Annotated in this window: 17 protein-coding genes; 2 read left to right on the top strand and 15 right to left on the bottom strand. The window is 36.8% G+C overall.

Annotated features, from left to right (window positions below; translation table 11 throughout):
* Positions 1–36 precede the first annotated feature (36 nt).
* Both KFQ09_RS10085 and KFQ09_RS10080 read left to right on the top strand, forming a co-directional pair.
* Positions 37–285, top strand: a complete 249-nt coding sequence (locus tag KFQ09_RS10085) for a hypothetical protein (RefSeq protein WP_255835633.1) — start codon at positions 37–39, stop codon at positions 283–285.
* A 14-nt stretch (positions 286–299) separates the two neighbouring features.
* Positions 300–542: a hypothetical protein gene (locus tag KFQ09_RS10080; protein ID WP_039164832.1), complete on the top strand. Its 243-nt coding sequence runs from the start codon at positions 300–302 to the stop codon at positions 540–542.
* A gap of 54 nt (positions 543–596) precedes the next feature.
* Here the strand turns inward: KFQ09_RS10080 and KFQ09_RS10075 are convergent, their stop codons facing one another.
* The 15 genes from KFQ09_RS10075 to KFQ09_RS10005 form a co-directional block, all read right to left on the bottom strand.
* On the bottom strand, positions 597–1,970 hold the full coding sequence (locus tag KFQ09_RS10075; RefSeq protein WP_255835632.1) for a sensor histidine kinase: 1,374 nt from the start codon (positions 1,968–1,970) through the stop codon (positions 597–599).
* Entirely contained in the window at positions 1,967–2,638 is a 672-nt protein-coding gene (locus KFQ09_RS10070; protein ID WP_024718480.1) for a response regulator transcription factor, read from the bottom strand. Before KFQ09_RS10070 ends, KFQ09_RS10075 begins: the two co-directional genes overlap by 4 nt.
* Positions 2,639–4,753 carry an MMPL family transporter gene (locus tag KFQ09_RS10065; protein WP_255835631.1) on the bottom strand — a complete coding sequence of 705 codons (2,115 nt, stop codon included), beginning with the start codon at positions 4,751–4,753 and terminating at the stop codon, positions 2,639–2,641.
* A 106-nt stretch (positions 4,754–4,859) separates the two neighbouring features.
* Entirely contained in the window at positions 4,860–5,726 is an 867-nt protein-coding gene (locus tag KFQ09_RS10060; RefSeq protein WP_047947092.1) for an MBL fold metallo-hydrolase, read from the bottom strand.
* Positions 5,727–5,785: 59 nt separating this feature from the next.
* On the bottom strand, positions 5,786–7,615 hold the full coding sequence (locus tag KFQ09_RS10055) for a hypothetical protein (protein WP_047947091.1): 1,830 nt from the start codon (positions 7,613–7,615) through the stop codon (positions 5,786–5,788).
* Between the two features lie 138 nt (positions 7,616–7,753).
* On the bottom strand, positions 7,754–9,637 hold the full coding sequence (locus KFQ09_RS10050) for a 3'-5' exonuclease (protein WP_255835630.1): 1,884 nt from the start codon (positions 9,635–9,637) through the stop codon (positions 7,754–7,756).
* 204 nt (positions 9,638–9,841) lie between these two features.
* Positions 9,842–10,081, bottom strand: a complete 240-nt coding sequence (locus tag KFQ09_RS10045) for a hypothetical protein (RefSeq protein ID WP_065461447.1) — start codon at positions 10,079–10,081, stop codon at positions 9,842–9,844.
* 40 nt (positions 10,082–10,121) lie between these two features.
* A complete protein-coding gene (locus KFQ09_RS10040; RefSeq protein ID WP_255835629.1) occupies positions 10,122–10,763 on the bottom strand; it encodes a hypothetical protein in 642 nt (213 codons plus the stop codon).
* Between the two features lie 314 nt (positions 10,764–11,077).
* Positions 11,078–12,250: a DUF262 domain-containing protein gene (locus KFQ09_RS10035; RefSeq protein WP_144741082.1), complete on the bottom strand. Its 1,173-nt coding sequence runs from the start codon at positions 12,248–12,250 to the stop codon at positions 11,078–11,080.
* A 14-nt stretch (positions 12,251–12,264) separates the two neighbouring features.
* The gene (locus tag KFQ09_RS10030; protein ID WP_144741079.1) at positions 12,265–13,467 is read right to left on the bottom strand and encodes an FRG domain-containing protein; all 1,203 of its coding nucleotides are present in this window, start codon (positions 13,465–13,467) and stop codon (positions 12,265–12,267) included.
* Between the two features lie 133 nt (positions 13,468–13,600).
* Positions 13,601–14,080, bottom strand: a complete 480-nt coding sequence (rlmH, locus tag KFQ09_RS10025) for a 23S rRNA (pseudouridine(1915)-N(3))-methyltransferase RlmH (protein ID WP_144741076.1) — start codon at positions 14,078–14,080, stop codon at positions 13,601–13,603.
* An 80-nt stretch (positions 14,081–14,160) separates the two neighbouring features.
* Complete coding sequence (locus KFQ09_RS10020) at positions 14,161–14,331, bottom strand: CxxH/CxxC protein (RefSeq protein WP_008360116.1); 171 nt, start codon at positions 14,329–14,331, stop codon at positions 14,161–14,163.
* Positions 14,332–14,495: 164 nt separating this feature from the next.
* A complete protein-coding gene (locus KFQ09_RS10015; RefSeq protein ID WP_144741073.1) occupies positions 14,496–15,323 on the bottom strand; it encodes an energy-coupling factor transporter transmembrane component T family protein in 828 nt (275 codons plus the stop codon).
* The gene (locus KFQ09_RS10010) at positions 15,314–17,029 is read right to left on the bottom strand and encodes an ABC transporter ATP-binding protein (protein WP_017368436.1); all 1,716 of its coding nucleotides are present in this window, start codon (positions 17,027–17,029) and stop codon (positions 15,314–15,316) included. The genes KFQ09_RS10015 and KFQ09_RS10010 overlap by 10 nt, the downstream gene beginning before the upstream one ends.
* A gap of 19 nt (positions 17,030–17,048) precedes the next feature.
* Entirely contained in the window at positions 17,049–17,606 is a 558-nt protein-coding gene (locus KFQ09_RS10005) for an ECF-type riboflavin transporter substrate-binding protein (protein WP_041508071.1), read from the bottom strand.
* Between the last annotated feature and the right edge of the window lie 3 nt (positions 17,607–17,609).

The raw sequence follows: 17,609 nt of genomic DNA, 5'->3' as shown, positions 1-17,609 counted from the left end.
ATAATGGAAATATAAGCGATGATGAGGGGAGAAACAATGAAAAAAATCACTTTTTTTGACTGGACCATCCATTTACAAGCGGACTTAACAGCGATTACAGATCATTATGAAAAGAAAATGGTCATTTTAGAGCCATCCATTGAACTAAATAGCATCATATGGATGGATGACAACAACGAGCTACAAATCAAACCTACTTGGGATTGTGTCATTTCAATTGATCCAACCAATAAATCACTGACAATCCGGCAAACAAAAGAAGTATTCGGAGATCTGTACGAATGAAAATAGGAGGAACTATGAAGAAAACCGCTTTTTATGATTGGACGATTCACTATCCTGACCATTTAACAGCAGTCAAAGATGATACAGAAAAGAAAATGGTTTTTCTAGAACAAACGGTTGAATTTAAAGGAATGATCCGTATTGATGAGAGTGACGAACTGCAAATAAAGCCGACATGGGATTGTGTCATTATTGTAAATGCAAAACAGATGTCTATGACAGTTCGTGATGCAGAAGACTTTGTAGGTTTACCATAAACATTAAAAAGAAAAGTCTCATTTGACACACGCAAACGAGACTTTTCTCAAATACTATTTCTTTGGAAAAACCGTCGTAAAAGTCGTTCCTTCTTTTTCATTGCTTTCTACTTCAATAGAAGCATTGTGATACGACAGGACTTCTTGCACAATGGATAATCCAAGACCCATTCCCTCTTTATTTCGTGCCTGATCTACCCGGTAAAAGCGTTCAAATATTTTTTCTAATGTGTGTTGTTCTATGCCAATCCCCGTATCTCTAATCGTCACAACCGCTTTCGATTCATTTTCATTACAATGAATACTGATTTCCCCAAACTCGTTGTTGTACTTAATGGCATTGCCAATTAAATTCTCCCAAACATTGATCAACAAAGTCCGATCCGCATATACCGAAACAGGCTGTAGATCCAACTTAATTTCTAGACCTTTCTCTTCTATCCGCCATAGCATCGAATGGACCACTTGATGAAGCTGCTCATCCACCCTGACGATTTGTTTATTCGTTGGATATGTCCCTTGATCAATAGAGGTTAAAATGAGAAGTTGTTTCGTTAAGTTAGATAATCGCTTTGCTTCTGTTTGAATAATGTGGTTGTATTTTTTCCCTTCGCTTGATGAAATCTCCTCATTTAGTAATTCAGAATACCCTCGTATATTTAATAGTGGTGACTGAAAATCGTGCGAGACGTTATTCACAAATTTCTTCCTTGCTTGATCGGTATTCTCTAACTTCTGCTGCATCATCCGAAAACGATCAGCAAGCTGACCAATTTCATCTTTTCGATTGATCATTAATGGATACTGAAAATTATGGTTTGCCATCTCTTGCGTCGCACTCGTCAATTCTGAAAGAGATTGGGTGACCTTTCGAGACATGAATAAAATGCCAATGATACTGCTCACAAAAACGGCGAAGATAAATCCAAAAATAATCAAATGGAACTCTGTAAAGAAACTGATATTATTCGGGCGTAAAAATAAGCCCCATTCTTCCCCGTCAATTTCTATTTTCGTCCCCACTGTATTTTGTATATCATTTGCGAAATGACTCATGATTAAGTATGAATTTTTAAAGGATTTAATCCCGTTGTACGCTTTACCGCCTTCAAATAAGGCGTGCATTTGGTCATTCCATTTTTTCGTTTTAAATGGTTCGCCAAACATCTTCATCTCCCCATCTTCTTTAACCAAAGCGATTTGGTACCCTAGATCGCTCATGGTTTGCAAAAAATCAGAAGAGGCCCGCAAGGTAATTTCATGTTCTTTGATTTGTTTAGATAACTGCTCGGCAATGGCTAAATATCGATCATTCATTTGCTCTTTGACAACATGATTGTAAATCAAGTTAGAACAAATAAATCCAATGAAGATACTAATCAAAACAATCAAACACGTATATAGCATAAAACGTTGTTGTAGTTTCATTCTTTTACCTCAAGTTGATAGCCGAAACCACGTATTGTGACAATTTCAATCGTCGCTTCCGCCCTTTTTAAACGTTCTCGTATGCGGTTAATATGCGTGTTTAATGTGAATTCGGGTTGATCTAACGTATCCCCCCAAATGTCATCAATTAAATCCCAGCGGCTTACATTGCGGTTTGCCCGCTGCAGCAGATAATACAGAATTTCTAATTCACGCATGGGCCAGATATATTGCTGATTCGCAATCGTTAATTCCCAACGGTTCGTATCAATTTGAACATTTCCCGCAGTCGTTAAAGCTTCTATGGATTTACGATATCGTCGTAAAATTGCATTTACACGGAATAGCAGTTCTTTCGTTTCAAATGGTTTGACGATATAATCATCAATCCCTTGTTCAAATCCTTGCTGCTTATCTTCAATCTGCCCTTTCGCTGTCAACATAATGACCGGCAGTTCATATTGTTTCGTCACAATGTTCGCCAGCTGAAAGCCATCCATCCCAGGCATCATCACATCAATAATCATGAGATCAAATGACTGATGTTGCAAAAAAGCAAGCGCTGCCTCAGCATTGCTTGCTTTTGTCACTTGGTACCCCGCCTGCTCTAAATGGATGGACACTAATTGCAAAATGGCTTCATCATCATCCACAACCAATACATGCAATTATCCTTCCTCCTTTATTTCCTTAGCTTTGTCTTTTTCAAAGAATAATATGAGTGCCGGCAGCAACATTCCTCGCACGAAAAATGTATCGATGATAATCCCAATAGCGACAATAAATCCAAAGATAAATAAATCCGTAATCGGCATGGTCATTAATGCGGCAAATGTTGCAGCAAGAATGATCCCCGCTGAAGAAATCACCCCGCCTGTATTTCGTATCGCTACTTCTAATGCAGCTTTGACGTGTAACGTTTGGCGTTCTTCTAAGAAACGGCTCACAAGGATGATGTTATAATCTATTCCTAATGCCACGAGAAAGATAAAGGCATACACAGGGGCGCGAGTTGAAATCGCATCATATCCAAATAACACATCGACTAAGAAAATACCTAAGCCTAATGCAGACACAAATGAGATTAAAATCGTCGCCATCATATAAATCGACATTTTCATGGAACGTGTCAAAACGAGTAATAAGATCAGAATGAGTAATGTTTCCAGTAATACGATCTTTTTAATATCGGATTGATTCACCTGTTGCTCATCCACTAATTTAGCCGTTGTGCCAGCAAAAGATAACTGAACCTTTTGACCATCTGATAAACGATAGGTGGCTTGATCTGTACGGAAATCTCCTAAAAATTCAATGGCCTCTATACTGTATGGATTCACTTTTAATGATATCGTCATTTTGCCGTGCTCTCCATCTTTGGTTACCCCCGAAGGACGAGCCGATCCTATCTCTTCATTTTCTGAGAATTGGGCCGAGATTTCTTGTAAATGTTCCTGAGTTAGCTTTTGACCAGTCACAAGTACTGTTGTCTGGGCTAGATCACCTTTATTAAATTTTTCCTCAACGATTTCAAATGCAACACGAGAAGGTAAATCCTTCGGGAAATTTTTCACCGAGTTAAATTCATAATGTAAATTAAAAATATTCGCACCTGTCACAAGTAAAAATAGTAAGACCGCACCACCAATTAATCCTGGTTTTCGAACCACGAATTTGGCAAGAGGTCCCCATATGCCATGTTTTGCTTCTTTTGCTTCACCATATGTCGGCACTTTCGGCCAAAATGCTTTGCGGCCAAATAATGCAAACAAGGCTGGAATCAGTGTGACAGAAGCCAACATAATGACCACCATCGCAGCACCAAAGATTGGCGCAAAGTTTTGATAATCACGGAAATCCGCCACAAATAAAATGATCATCGCCGCAAATACTGTACCGCCTGCAAATAAGACCGGTTTGGCTGTTGAACGCATCGCCACTTTCATCGCTTCAAATTGATTTTCATGATGTTGTAACTCCTCACGATAACGCGAGAAAACAAACAATGAATAATCAATCACAGCAGCAAATAACAAAATACTCATAATCGAGGTGGTCGAGTTATTGATTTCAAGTCCACCCACACCAAGTAAAGCCACAACTTGATTCACCACTTGATAGACAATGACCGTTGCGAACAATGGAATGATCGCTAATAACGGAGAACGGTAAATGACGATCAATAAAACCAAAATGATTGCAACAGTAGCTAATAGCAGTTTCAAGTCGGCAGATTCAAACAGCTTCACCGTATCCCCCGCTATACCTGCTGGACCCGTAATATAAAAATCAGCATCTAGCCCTTTCGCTATGTTTGTACCGACATCCGTTGTCTCATCATTAATCTTTGCATAATCAGCATTGCCTAATCCCGCTTTCAAATTCATTGGCACAATCATGGTCGTTTCATCTTCTGATAAAAAAGCGGATAACGCTTGAGGAGGCAATGCGGACACATCGACAATATCTTCAATCCCCTCAATCTTTGCCTCTTTGATTCCTTGAATGATCGTTTTTACATCTTGAATAGCCAGCTTTCCATTAGGGTTATGGAACACATATAATCCCGGAGTCCCTTTATCATTTGGGAAATACTGATCTAACTTCTTTTGTGTCACGATGGACTGAGCATCACTAGGTAAAGATTGAAAATTACTCACTTTATAATCGCCCAGTTTAGGCCCAGCACTCAACCCGATCATGAAAACAAGCCAAATGATAACAGTCAGCCAAGCTCCTTTTTTTGTAGACATTTTATCAATAAATGATCTGAATACTTTCATTAATCGTTCTCCTCCTTTTCTCACCGGTTCGAGTATATCGCCTGTATATAAACTTGATATAAACTCAGGGAAAAGGACGAGCCATGAAAATAAAAAAAGCAGAGGTTTATCCCTCTGCTAATCCTTCATAACCATTTACAAAATATGCGATCGTCTCTAACTCATTTTCTTTTAGTTCTCTGTTCACATGTGTTTGATATTCACTCTTGATTTTCTCCTGATCTCCCCCATAAAGATCAGTGTATTTCGCCATCATTCGAAGCTTGTCTGTTTCCTGACGAAACTCCTCTTTTGTCCACGGTCTTTGGTGCGATGGAATATATGTCTCCGCATCAAAAGCATCTAACTCATCTAGAAGACGCAAAATTTCTTTTACCGTATAATGTACTTTTTCTGCATACATTTTCGGATAAATGCAATCACCAAGAAACAGGATTTTCTCTTCTTTCACATACACGATCACTGAATCAGCAGCATGATCGCCCCCAACATGCTGCACAACACAAGTGACCCCGCCAAGATCAATCTCCATCCGACGGTCAAATGTGACATCCGGTAAAACCACCTGAATCTCTCGATGATTCTTATATTCTTCTTTGATGGCCTTCGCGCAAAAATCAATCTCCGTTCCTTCCCTCACCCGCTCATCAATCGCCTCATCTGACCAAGAAAACGGAAGAAGCTTCTCCATTTCCTTTCTGGTTTTTGCAGAAGCAATTGAAATCGCACGAGACAACGCCGGCAGACCAAAAATATGATCCCAATGCCAATGCGTGAGGACTACCAGATCAGGTGTAGCGTTCTCTTGTTTTAAGGTCTTTTGGATAAAATAGTTCGCATGATCTTCCGAGTTACCAGCATCGATCATTAATGTTTTGTTATTGCCTACGACCATGCCTAGGATAGGGCGGTCGGTGAGTGATACTGGTGTGATGTAGGAGAAGGTGTTGCCTATTTTTTTGATTGTGTGCATGGTGTGCCTGCTTTCTAATATTCAGATTTTATTTTCGTAGTGCGAAGGTAAACCGAATCCTATTTCTTTAATAAGTATTTGGCTAACTTTCGATCTTCTTTATCCTTTGTCTTCACGGCAATATGTTCAATCAATTCTCTTGTGGCCGCTTGCTGCGAATACGAAGGAGACCATTCTTTTAATACACTTAAAGCATGATACTGTAAATTTCCATCATTTGATCTAAGTGCAGCTTGAATCAATGGTAATCCTACACCGTCGTGTTCATATAAATCTTGCACAATATATTGTAGACAAGCCACTTCATCATCTGAGAGGTTTGATAACGATAAATGTGTTTCTGCAAATGTACAAAGCTCTCTAATATGCTGGTGATGATTTGTGTCCATCACAGCAAAGTATATTTCACTATTTGTCGGATCTTTCTCAAGTAAAGCAAATAGATGCTCAATCACATCTAAACGATAAAAGAGAGCGATTTCAAGTGCTTGGGAGCTAAAACCCTGTTGTAACGAATCGGTTGCAAGCTTTGGCCATCTACTGTCATTGATAAACGGTTGAACAGCTTCCTGGATAGCCTTATAATCGTCCTGTTTCCATGAAGCATTCAATCGGTCTTCCCAAATCTCTTGTTCATCATTTAAAAACTCATTTATTTTCAATATTGGATAAAAGTCCTCAATTGTTTGGCAGTGCTTATGAGCATGGTGAATAAATCGGCAGAGAACTGAGCTTGCATATGAATACTCATCGATTCCGTAGATAGAAACCTCATCTTCTAATAATGCTTGAATGATGAGACTCGCTCCATCGTATAATTCTTTGGAAATTTCATCTTCTGATAAAGCGGTTTCTAAATCACCATTAAGAGCGCAAGTATAAGCTGAGTATTCATTCATGATTGTATTTTCGCAGCCCTTTGTTAGTAGCCATCGTTTTATTTCTGGCGTCGATGCTTCCAATTGCTCAACAGCCGAAATCTTCCCCCATCCATCGACGGACTTTGCAAGACGCCAAACATGTTCGTTTCCTTGAATTGTGCCATTCTTCAATGCAATCACGACATAAGAAGTAAATTCTTCATGCATACCTATTGTGAATAAGAGCTCTTTGTATTTTTCACAGTTCGTACATCCCAGTATCATAACTGCAAATTTGACGACCTCCCGATGTGCCGCATGTTCAAGAAGCCATAACGCTTCTTGCTGTACACCGGATTCATCCCATTGTGTTTGCTGAAATCGTTCGATTAACTCACTGTTGCGACTCGCCATATTGTTAGAAATGATTTTTTCATATGTTTTTTTTCTAGTTTCGTTTGTAGGATGATTCAGTTGTATTTCAAAAAGCTTCAATAGTTTCTTCACATAAAAAGGGGCAGGTCGTTCATCTACATAATAATCAGATAAACCGGGAGCCAATCGTGGTTCATTTTCGTCAAATAAATAATCTTCATCGGGTAAACGGTCGTCTACTATTTTATGATGTGATTGAATTTGTTGTTGAATAAAGGGAACAATTCTCTCTTTATGATCCCATGGTAGAAGGTCTATCTTCATTGATTCATCTAAAACCGTTTCATGATCTACTTTCACAATACAACGAAATCGTACATACCCACCAAGTTTAACGGACACTTTGTGTTTTGTACCATCTTGAAGCTCCAATATCCCTGACAATTTTGAATAAGGGATCATATGAGTCAATAAACTTTTTCGTTGTTTTTTATCAACTGTCACACCATCAATGATTAGTTGCTCTTCTTTTATTTGGTTTGTAATTTCTATAGAATGCCCTTTATATTCAATTTTCCATGTTTTATTTATTTCTTTTTCTACATCTTTTATTACGTTACGTATTTCATGTTTAAAGTCAGCTTTGAAACCCATGAAAGTCTCCTTTGAGTAATTGTAGATTGGATATGTCATTATATATAATACGATATTTATTAAGAAGAGTCTTCTTTTCTTCTTACATGAAAAAAGGTATGAGAAATGAATAATTCCCGTACCTTTTACTATTTAAAATTATTGATTAAATGTCGGCTCTTTTTGCTTTGCATCCTCAAAATACTGAGTAAACGAAGAAACACCTGAATAAGATATTGATAGGTACTCTTTAGCACGAGTCATTCCTATATACATTAAAGACACTTCTTTTTCTTGATCCTCTTCATACTTTAATGGCATCAGATCAGCTTTCACAATAAAAACTGAGTGGAAGTCAAGACCTTTACTACTATCGAGAGAACAAATTTTGACTGTCTCTTCCTCTGGATTGAACTTATGTTTGGTTGCACCATTTTCAGTTATCCAATTGTAAGGAATATTCTTTGTTTGAAATTCAGATTGAATCGCTGATATATAATGGTTATTATATCCCTTTATACGATATAAAATAGCCATTTCAGAGTAAGGTATGTTCTTTTCATTATGTTGATCCACTATTTGTTTAGTAATCTCTTCTATTTCTTCTTTAAAGGTATTACATCTTAAAAGTTCTACTTCTGGCCCTTTACGTTTCGTCTTTTTTGGAGGGATGATTTCGATTGTCTCTGTCTGTTCTTGTTTTAATTTAAGATCTAAAGCTCTATGGCTATCGTAAAATTTCCATCCAAAATCCACAATTTGTGACGTATTACGATAATTTATATTTAAGATTCTAGATCTACCTCTAAAATCAAGGCCCGTATCTTTCACATAGCTTCTACTTTTCCGATAGATATCTTGCGCTCTATCTTCTACTAAAAGTAAAGATTGCGTCTCTTGATCTAAGCATAAGCTGATGAGATGCAGCCAGCTCCCTTCAAAGTCCTGCCCTTCATCAATTAAAATGGCATCATACTTTACAGGAGTTAAAGCATCATTTTCTATTTTTTCAATGTAATCATCAATTTCAAGTTCTGAAATACCATGATCTTTTTTAATCCAGTGATGAAAATTTAATATTTGTATATTATTTAAATTTGGTGTTTTTCTATGATCAAATGTCAGAAAATCATCTGGTTCTGTAAATTTAGAATGAATCATTTGTTTAATATTTTGTTTCAAAGCTACATTGTAACAGAGTATTAATATCTTCCAATTCGGATGTTGTTCAGCTAACATTTTTGCTCGAGTCGCTAAGATTAAGGTTTTACCACTTCCTGCTACTCCTCTAATTAGCCGATGTTTATCACCAATCTGTTTAGCCAAGTTTTCTTGATGCAGATCCATCGTTTTGATGTTTCGAAAAGATAATAACAGTTTTTCTTGGTATGGGACTGGTTCAACATCTGCTCCAACGCGTATTTCTTTGTATAGATGATAACGAATCCTTTCTAATTCGTCAGATGATAGTGGCGTATTTAACTTGAAAGGCACATGAAACATATCAAACAATTTTTCTATTAAGATCTCAGGATCAAAATGGTCATTATCCGGATCAATCTGATCACGCGATAAAATAAAATGTGGATCAATAACCTCATATACTTTATTTTTTAAAAGTTGTTCTTCATGAAGCCGAGTGAAGACGACACCATAACCATAAGGAAACTTTAATTTAAACTGATATTTCCCTTCTGTATTGATTAAATCAATGTCTTTCTCAAGCATATCTTTTATTTTAAATGCATACTCTCTTGATTGAACTAGGGGACTCTTCACTCTATGTAAATCACCAGAAGAATTTAAAATGCCCCAGGTATTATCGTTTAGCTCTCTTATTGTATTTTTGGTGTAATCTTTTACTTCCAAAACTAATACTCCTAGATCTGGACCGATTATCACAAAGTCTGGTCTAAACCCATTGATATTAGGCTCATAATGTACAATATACTCTTCGGGTAGATATTCCTTTAATGTTCGAAATAAAATTCGTTCTCCTGCAGTAGCAGTACTTTTAATACTTTCTGGTAAAGTAATTGCCATTTATACTAACACCCCTCTATTATCCTTATACATCATATATCGGAATAATTTGGGTGTTTTAAATGATGTATAATACAATATATAGGATTATTTCAGCAATGGTCAGGATGTTTGTTATAAATATAGATGACAACTCAAAAAAGCTCTTAAATTATTAATTTAAGAGCTTTTTGTTAAAATTTCGCTTTGTATCTGTATATATTTTTAGTGACTTTTATTTTTATTGAATTTGTGAATGATCGCTTTATATACAATATACACCAGATACATTACATAGCCTAAAACAAATGTAATTACTAAATCTTTAAATGCCAAGCTTGTGCCTTTTTGTGTAATGATACTCCATATTAGGGGTAGTATTTCTACAGTGAATGCCAATGCAGCTCCTAATATTGAAGGTAATACGATAAAAGTAATAACAAATGATTTAAAAGATTTAAACATACTAATCTCCTTTAAGATTTTTAACAAGAGCAAGTCATTACTAGATTATCTCTTTTACTCCACATTTAGCAACAATAAAAGCAAATTTCATTGGCAATCCCCCAGGTAAAGCTACGCCAGCTAATTTTTTAATTAAAAATTTAGTAGCACTTTTACCAAGATATTTCTTAATGTTGTTATACATGATTGAAGAAGCTTTTTTCCAAGCATGTGATTTTAATGCTTTTTTGACTTGTTTGTTGTATGCCCGTTTTACTACATCTAATCCTATTGCACTTCCTGTAGAATTAACAATACATACTCCAAAAGATGCGACACTAAGTGAACTAGCTATCATTGCTTCTTGATTATTTGGCTCAGGTGAACCATATTCTGCTTCTACTTTATCAACATCCACTTTTATTATTTCACCTTGTTTATTTACAGTAGCAGCTTCTGTATATAAAAATTTAAGCTGTTCTGCCATTTCATTAATAATTTCTTCTTCGGTTAAATCCTCATCAGTTTCATCGTTATCGTTGTCATCTCTTTCTATATTATCTTGTGAACCCACATTCTCAATACTCATTACTTGGAAATCTTTTTGTCCTTCAATATTGAATATTTCTTTTGCCTCAGAAAAAGGGGCAAAAATAGTTAATGTTAGTACGAATGCCAAAATAGTTAAAATAGCCTTTTTCAATCCAAATACCTCCATAAAATAAACACTAGATTTCATTCACCCGCATTATATCGGCGCTATATGTCTATATTTATATTAAAATAAGCTTAAAATTTATAATCCAAAAGTATTTCCAGGAAATGTTCGTGTAGTTTTTTCATAATAAATTTGCTGTTTATATGAATTAAATGTTCATAAGTTAAAAACAATTAGAATGAAAAAAGAGTAGGTAATAGCAATAAATTGCTATTACCTACTCTTGCACTTTTATATGTCAAAAAAAGCTACCTACTTATGATAAGGCTCACCGAGATAGATCTATATGAGGTTTTCATTCATTTTAGCTTCAAGGATTCAAAATCCCAATTCTTTATATCATTCTTTTCAAATAAATAACTAACCAAATTTTTTGTATTTGTACTAGAGGCATTGTACTCCACATCACCTAACGGGCTTGCTTTAATTATTTGTTGTATTTCGTCTATTAATACTGGACTTTCAATATTAATATCAAAAAAGTAAGCTATTGTAGCTAGGACCATTGATATACCTACATGGTATTTAGACATACGCTTTTCAGTAAGTTTATATATACTGCTCGAGAATGGATATTCTACTTTTTCTGAGATTTTAAGCATCAACAAATTAAATTCCTCAAATTTCTGTTTTAATACCTCTAGATTCTCATTTTCATTATTTTTAAACTGGGCTGCTTTACCTTGTAAAAAATTATTTGCAATTTCGACCCCATCTTTAGCAGACAAGTCTGGTCCATCTGTTAATATACTCAACAAAATACAAAGTTCTTGATGGTTTTTTTGCTTATCTTTTCTATCTTTTGTAACATTATATATTTTAATTAATCTATCACTTAAAATATCTTTCTCTTTGTTATCCATATGTTTATTCAAAAAGTTCGTAATAAACTGACTTGTACTTGAATAATATGTTGCCATAGCAATTTCATGTTTTTCTAGTGGTTTGGTATTTCTGTTATATCTCTTAAATAATTCAATTTCTATTTTGTCATCTTCAAAAGGGTAGAATTCCAATATTGATAAGTGACTACCTAAGATTTTTATCTTATTTTCCCTAGAAAGTTCGGAAAACCTACAATTGGTAAAATCCCCTTTATCTCCTAGTATTTCTAAGTGCTTCAATGGGAATTTGTCTTTAACATACCTATAAATAGCAGTAAGTCGATGTTGGCCATCCATTACATGCCTTAGTTGTATTCCTCTATTACTAGTTCTCACTAAAAATATTTCAGGAATTGGTATTCCTAATATTATAGATTCAATTATTGAAGCCTCTTCAGTCGGAGAAGATCTATATTCTCTTTGATAATCAGGACTTAAAACTATTCCATGCAATACTTCCATTTGTTCCTCATCTGTTAGATTATCAAAACCGTTTTTTATATATTTTTCACCTTTATCTATAAAATTAACTAAATCTTGAACAGAGATTAAGGGTCTTTGATACTCAATTCTTGAATTAATTTTCATAAAATAGCACCTACCTAATCTTCATCATTTAAAAGTTTTATAAACTTAATAGTCTTTACCATATTATCCTTATCAGGATAGATGTTCTCAAAAGTAATACCTAAATTAAATAATTCAGATAATATCTTTTGCTTAGATTCTTTATCTATTATTGCAACTTTAGTATAGTTGTTTAACATGGAATCTAATGAATCATTAGGCTCCACCTTCAAAAAGCACCCTTTTTGAAAATGTATTCTTTCATTAGAGTTCCCCACCCTTATAAAATAAGACTTATCTGAGTATGTTCTCTCTTTAGTAGCCTTTAATTCCTTATCTGAGAAATCAACCAATTTAATATCATCTTTAATTACTTCTCTATTATAGGAAAGTGCATCAATAAAATATACTATTGAATGGTTTTCTAAGTAATCAAACTCTTCTACCGCAAATAATAAAGATATGAGATGTGCCTCTGTAAAATCTAGGTAATTGGTAGGTAACCCAAAATGTTGTGCATAAGCCCGAATCTCTTCTTCATCTTTTTTTTCAATTGTATTATCATAAAATGCAACTTTTTGTTTAAAAAAAGATTCATACTTTGAAGAATGACTTTTGAAACTATCTTTATGCATTCTATGCAATGAGGGTAATAAAGTATAGCTACAATCTTTTTGTCCTCTCGAGACGTAATTTAAATTTTCGAAAGATGTAATGAAATCTATGTATGAAGAAACACTGTTAATTAATACACAGTTCTCTGGTGGAATCTTATTTTTTTTTGATACAGTATCTATAACGTGTTCCTTTTCCCATGATTCAATTTTTTTCATTTCATTCTTTAGTTTGCTATCATCTTCATATACATATTCGATAATAACCTTCCTATCCTGAAATGTAATTGAATCAGGCTCAATCAATTTAGAGAATACTTTCTTTATTTTTAATTCATCTTGTACAATTTGCTCTTTTTCATTACTATGGTCAATAATGTCTACAGAAAAATCTAATTTGATTAACTTAATCACATCGAACCATTTACTATGGTTATCTGGATGGGGAAATTCTTCTTTTAGAAAATCCTCTATTTCCTGATCGCTTATATTAGAGATTTCTTTATATTTTATTTTTTCTCTAATAAATATGTCTTTGAACTGTTTAAATTCTGTGGTTTTTAAGTCTATAGCCTGAATATCAATATCATTATTAACTTCTTCTATTATTTCTTTAAGAATCATATTGATTCCCCCTATTCAATTACGGACTCTATAATAACTTTTAGTAATTTTTACCAATATATTCATTATCTATTTAATATAAAAAAAGTAAACAGACTTATCTTCTTTTTACTTAGAAACTAAAAAACCTCATTTACTTATGATAAGGCTCCCCCCGCACAATCCGAAACACCCGATAAATCTGCTCCACCAAAACCAACCTCATCAACTGATGCGGAAACGTCATCCTCGAAAACGATAACTTCTCATTTGCACGCTGCATCACAGCATCACTTAATCCAAGGGATCCACCTATGACAAAACACACCTTACTTTTTCCGTATGTTGCCAGCTTATCTATTGTATCGGCTAATTCTTCGGAAGTTTTCATTTTTCCTTCGATGGCGAGGGCGATGACGTGGGCGTCTGGGTTGATTTTGCTTAGGATGCGTTCGCCTTCTTTGTCTTTGATGATTTTCATGTCTTGCTCGCTGAGATTCTCGGGTGCTTTTTCGTCTGCGAGCTCAATGATCTCAATTTTCGCATAGGCTTGTAATCGTTTTGTGTATTCGGCTATGCCTTGCTTTAAATATTTCTCTTTTAGTTTTCCTACTGTGATAATTGATATATTCACAGGTCATCCCCACCTTAAGAACAAGTTATTCATATAAGTTATCAACAATTGTGGATAAAATTTGTGTATTTTGTGTCCGATCATTCGTTCCCCACTATATATATTGCAGGTTCATCGCACAATTCACAGGTTGTGGATAAGCTGTGTGTATGTTCGATTTTTCTGAATTCTGGCGGCGTTTCGTGATCATCTATGTACATGTCTAATACGGTTTCTATGTGTTCTGCACAAGCATAAAGTGATTTGTTCATAAGTTTCTAATTCCTCCAATATGTTGTCTCGTTATTCACAAGTGTTTCGCTCATTGTTCAATATAACCGATTTATTCACATGTTAATAGTCTTTTACCATTTTCCACACCTTTTATCCACAAACCAAATAAAAAAGCCTCCACTCCTGTGAAGGCTTCCTTCTATCAAAACGGATTGTAAAATCTCGTTCCTCTAACAAATGTAATCACTAGCGACACAATCAGTACCGCTCCAACAAAGATTAACGCCGCATAATCTGCTTTTTGAAAGTCTTTCGCCGTAAACCATGTGCGCTTTTTATGCTTTCCAAACCCGCGCAGTTCCATCGCATTGCTGATCGTATCAATCCGCTCTAGGCTGGAGAAAATCAGCGGCATCACAATCGACAGCGCATTTTTGATCCGTTTTCCCAGCTTTTCATTCTTTGATAAATCAATGCCTCTTGCTTGCTGAGAAATCGCGATCGTACGAAAATCTCGCTGAATATCTGGAATATAGCGCAGAGCAATCGCTACAGCATACGAAATCCGGTAGCTGACCCCGATTCTGCTGAGCGATGAGGCGAATTCACTTGGATTTGTTGTTACGATAAATAAAAGCGCTGCTGGCATCACAGTCACGTATTTCAGTGTAATGTTCAATTGATAGAAAAGCTGTTCAAGTGTGACATTATACCAGCCTGCAATGTGAAACAGCTCGTGCTTCGCTCCATAGATGGCGACACCTTGCTGAGGCGCAAAGACGTAAATGGCGATGTTATTGATGACAAGAAAAATCGCCAAGACAATCACTACGAAAGAGATATCACGAAATCGCACATTCGACAGTTGAAAGAACACGATACTGGCAACTAGCATAAACACTAATACGCCTGTATCATATGTGAGCATCGCTGCGGATGACCAGAGGATAAAGCAAATGAGTTTGGTTGCCCCTGTCAGCCGGTGAATTGGCGACGGGCGATCGATATAAGACAGCATGTCTACAGCCATGTCATTCGTTCCTTTCTGTCAACCTCAATGAAGCGATCCACGAGTTCATTTGGATTTGGCCAGTCTGCTTTTAGCGCCAGTTCATACAGCGACGTTTCCTTTAAGCTCGCCTTTTGGACTAGAAGCTGATCTGTCAGCACTTTGGCTGGTGTATCATCTGCGATTTTTTCTCCATCTGAAATGACGATGGTTCTTGTTGTGTATTCGAGCATGAGATGCATATCATGGGTGATCATCAAAATCGTGACGCCCTGCTGATTTAATTGCTCTAAAAACGTCATCATCTCTGTGTAATGTCTAAAATCTTGACCGGCCGTTGGCTCATCTAAAATGATGATTTCTGGCTCTAACACAAGAATCGATGCGATGGTGACGCGCTTTTTCTGTCCAAAACTAAGGGCTGAGATCGGCCAGTTCCGAAATGGATACAGCCCGCATACTTTTAAAACCCGCTCTACACGATCCTTAATGTCGTCTTCTTTTACGCCTCTTAAAACGAGACCGAGGGCGACTTCATCAAAAATCATTTGTTTCGAAATCATTTGATTTGGGTTTTGCATGACGACACCGATTCGTTCGGAGCGCTGTTTGATGGTGTCTCCTGTGATGTCATCGCCATTTAGATGAATTGTCCCTTTTGTTGGCTTTTCAAATGCGCAGAGCACCTTGGATAGTGTCGTCTTGCCTGCGCCATTGGCACCGGCGATGCTGATCATTTCTCCTTTTTTGACGGTAAAAGAGATGTTGTTCAGTGTGTTAGGTCTTGTCGGATAATCAAAGCTCAGCTCACGCACTTCTAGTAAATCCGGCGCTTCATTCTGCTCGACTGATGGCTCAGATGCTTCCATCCATTGCTCGATTTTCTCTTTTGCCTCGTCATTTAAGGTGAGATGCTGTAAATTAGCGATTTGATCTCCTGCTGCAATCGGAATGCCTGCATATTTCATCGCTCTCACATATAAAGGCTCACGTAAATACGCCGCTTCTAATACATTCGAGGCGAGCAATTCATCTGGTGTCATATCCGCTGCAATCGTGCCGTCATTGACAACGATGATGCGGTCGACATGGCGGAAGAGGACGTCTTCCAATCGATGTTCCACCATCACGACCGTTTTTTTCGTTTCTTTTTGCAGACGGTCAATGAGATCGATCACTTCTTTGCCTGTTGCGGGATCAAGGCTTGCCAGTGGTTCATCAAACAGCAAAATGTCGACATCGTTGACAAGTACGCCTGCAATAGCGACACGTTGTTTTTGACCGCCTGACAGCTCATGCACGGATGATGCCAGTTTGCCGTCTACCTCTGTTAATTTTGCCGCTTTCTCGACACGTGTTTTCATTTCTTCGCGTGTGACTTGATCATTTTCAAGTGTGAACGCGATATCTTCTCCTACAGTCAGCCCGATAAATTGTCCATCAGGATCTTGCAGCACCGTTCCGACGAGCTGTGAAAGAGAGAAAATGTTCTCTTTCTCTGCATTTTTCCCGCCGATGTGGAGACTTCCTTCCATAGAACCTTTATAAGACGCAGGAACTAGCCCATTGATACAATGGGCTAGTGTGCTTTTTCCCGATCCAGACGGGCCTGCGATGAGGACTTTTTCTCCTTCATAGATGGTCAGGTTGACATCTTTCAATGTTGGTTCTGCCTGACTGCGATACTTGAATCCGAAATGTTCGAATTGAATCATCGGTTTCTTCATTTATGTGTTCCACCTTGCTTCATGATGTTTCTTTCGATAGACTGCCGCTTTTGCTTCTTGTTTTCGCATAAGCCGCAATGATGATGGTGCCTAGTACACCGACTGTGATGATGTTTGAGATTCCTGCCACGATACCTTGAACAAACACTTTATTTGCAGGTTCTGCATAGATCACAATGTCGAGTACCGGCGCAATGACAAACCAGCCTAATGCTTGTGCGCCGGCTTGGACGGCGTTGAAGAGCGTGATTTTTTTCCAGCCAAAGTCGCCCTCTTCTACTTTTAAACGGTTCGAAATGAGGCCGATCAATAAACCAACCACACCCGAAACGATAATCCAGCTCCACCAAGGTCCAAATGTGGTGGCATCTTTAATGAGATGACCAATAAATCCAATCAATGCGCCTGCAACAGGACCAAATAGCACGGCCATTAACGCAAGGAACGCGTACGATGTTTCAATTTGTGTATTCGGAATCCCAGTTGGAATGGAGACGAAGCGTCCTAAAATGACAAAGACGGCTGCGCCAATTCCGATGGCAACGACAGTTTTCGTTGAAAGTTGTTTACCTGCCATGAT

This window comes from Bacillus sp. FS02, from assembly GCF_024398395.1.
GTDB lineage: Bacteria > Bacillota > Bacilli > Bacillales > Bacillaceae > Bacillus > Bacillus altitudinis.
This window is presented reverse-complemented; position numbering and strand designations above follow the sequence as displayed.

Bases quoted from the DNA above. Each gene is read 5' to 3' on its own strand.
- KFQ09_RS10085 (WP_255835633.1), top strand. From the start codon at position 37: ATGAAAAAAATCACTTTTTTTGACTGGACCATCCATTTACAAGCGGAC.
- KFQ09_RS10080 (WP_039164832.1), top strand. From the start codon at position 300: ATGAAGAAAACCGCTTTTTATGATTGGACGATTCACTATCCTGACCAT.
- KFQ09_RS10075 (WP_255835632.1), bottom strand. From the start codon at position 1,970: ATGAAACTACAACAACGTTTTATGCTATATACGTGTTTGATTGTTTTG.
- KFQ09_RS10065 (WP_255835631.1), bottom strand. From the start codon at position 4,753: ATGAAAGTATTCAGATCATTTATTGATAAAATGTCTACAAAAAAAGGA.
- KFQ09_RS10060 (WP_047947092.1), bottom strand. From the start codon at position 5,726: ATGCACACAATCAAAAAAATAGGCAACACCTTCTCCTACATCACACCA.
- KFQ09_RS10055 (WP_047947091.1), bottom strand. From the start codon at position 7,615: ATGGGTTTCAAAGCTGACTTTAAACATGAAATACGTAACGTAATAAAA.
- KFQ09_RS10050 (WP_255835630.1), bottom strand. From the start codon at position 9,637: ATGGCAATTACTTTACCAGAAAGTATTAAAAGTACTGCTACTGCAGGA.
- KFQ09_RS10045 (WP_065461447.1), bottom strand. From the start codon at position 10,081: ATGTTTAAATCTTTTAAATCATTTGTTATTACTTTTATCGTATTACCT.
- KFQ09_RS10035 (WP_144741082.1), bottom strand. From the start codon at position 12,250: ATGAAAATTAATTCAAGAATTGAGTATCAAAGACCCTTAATCTCTGTT.
- KFQ09_RS10030 (WP_144741079.1), bottom strand. From the start codon at position 13,467: ATGATTCTTAAAGAAATAATAGAAGAAGTTAATAATGATATTGATATT.
- KFQ09_RS10020 (WP_008360116.1), bottom strand. From the start codon at position 14,331: ATGAACAAATCACTTTATGCTTGTGCAGAACACATAGAAACCGTATTA.
- KFQ09_RS10015 (WP_144741073.1), bottom strand. From the start codon at position 15,323: ATGGCTGTAGACATGCTGTCTTATATCGATCGCCCGTCGCCAATTCAC.
- KFQ09_RS10010 (WP_017368436.1), bottom strand. From the start codon at position 17,029: ATGAAGAAACCGATGATTCAATTCGAACATTTCGGATTCAAGTATCGC.
- KFQ09_RS10005 (WP_041508071.1), bottom strand. From the start codon at position 17,606: ATGGCAGGTAAACAACTTTCAACGAAAACTGTCGTTGCCATCGGAATT.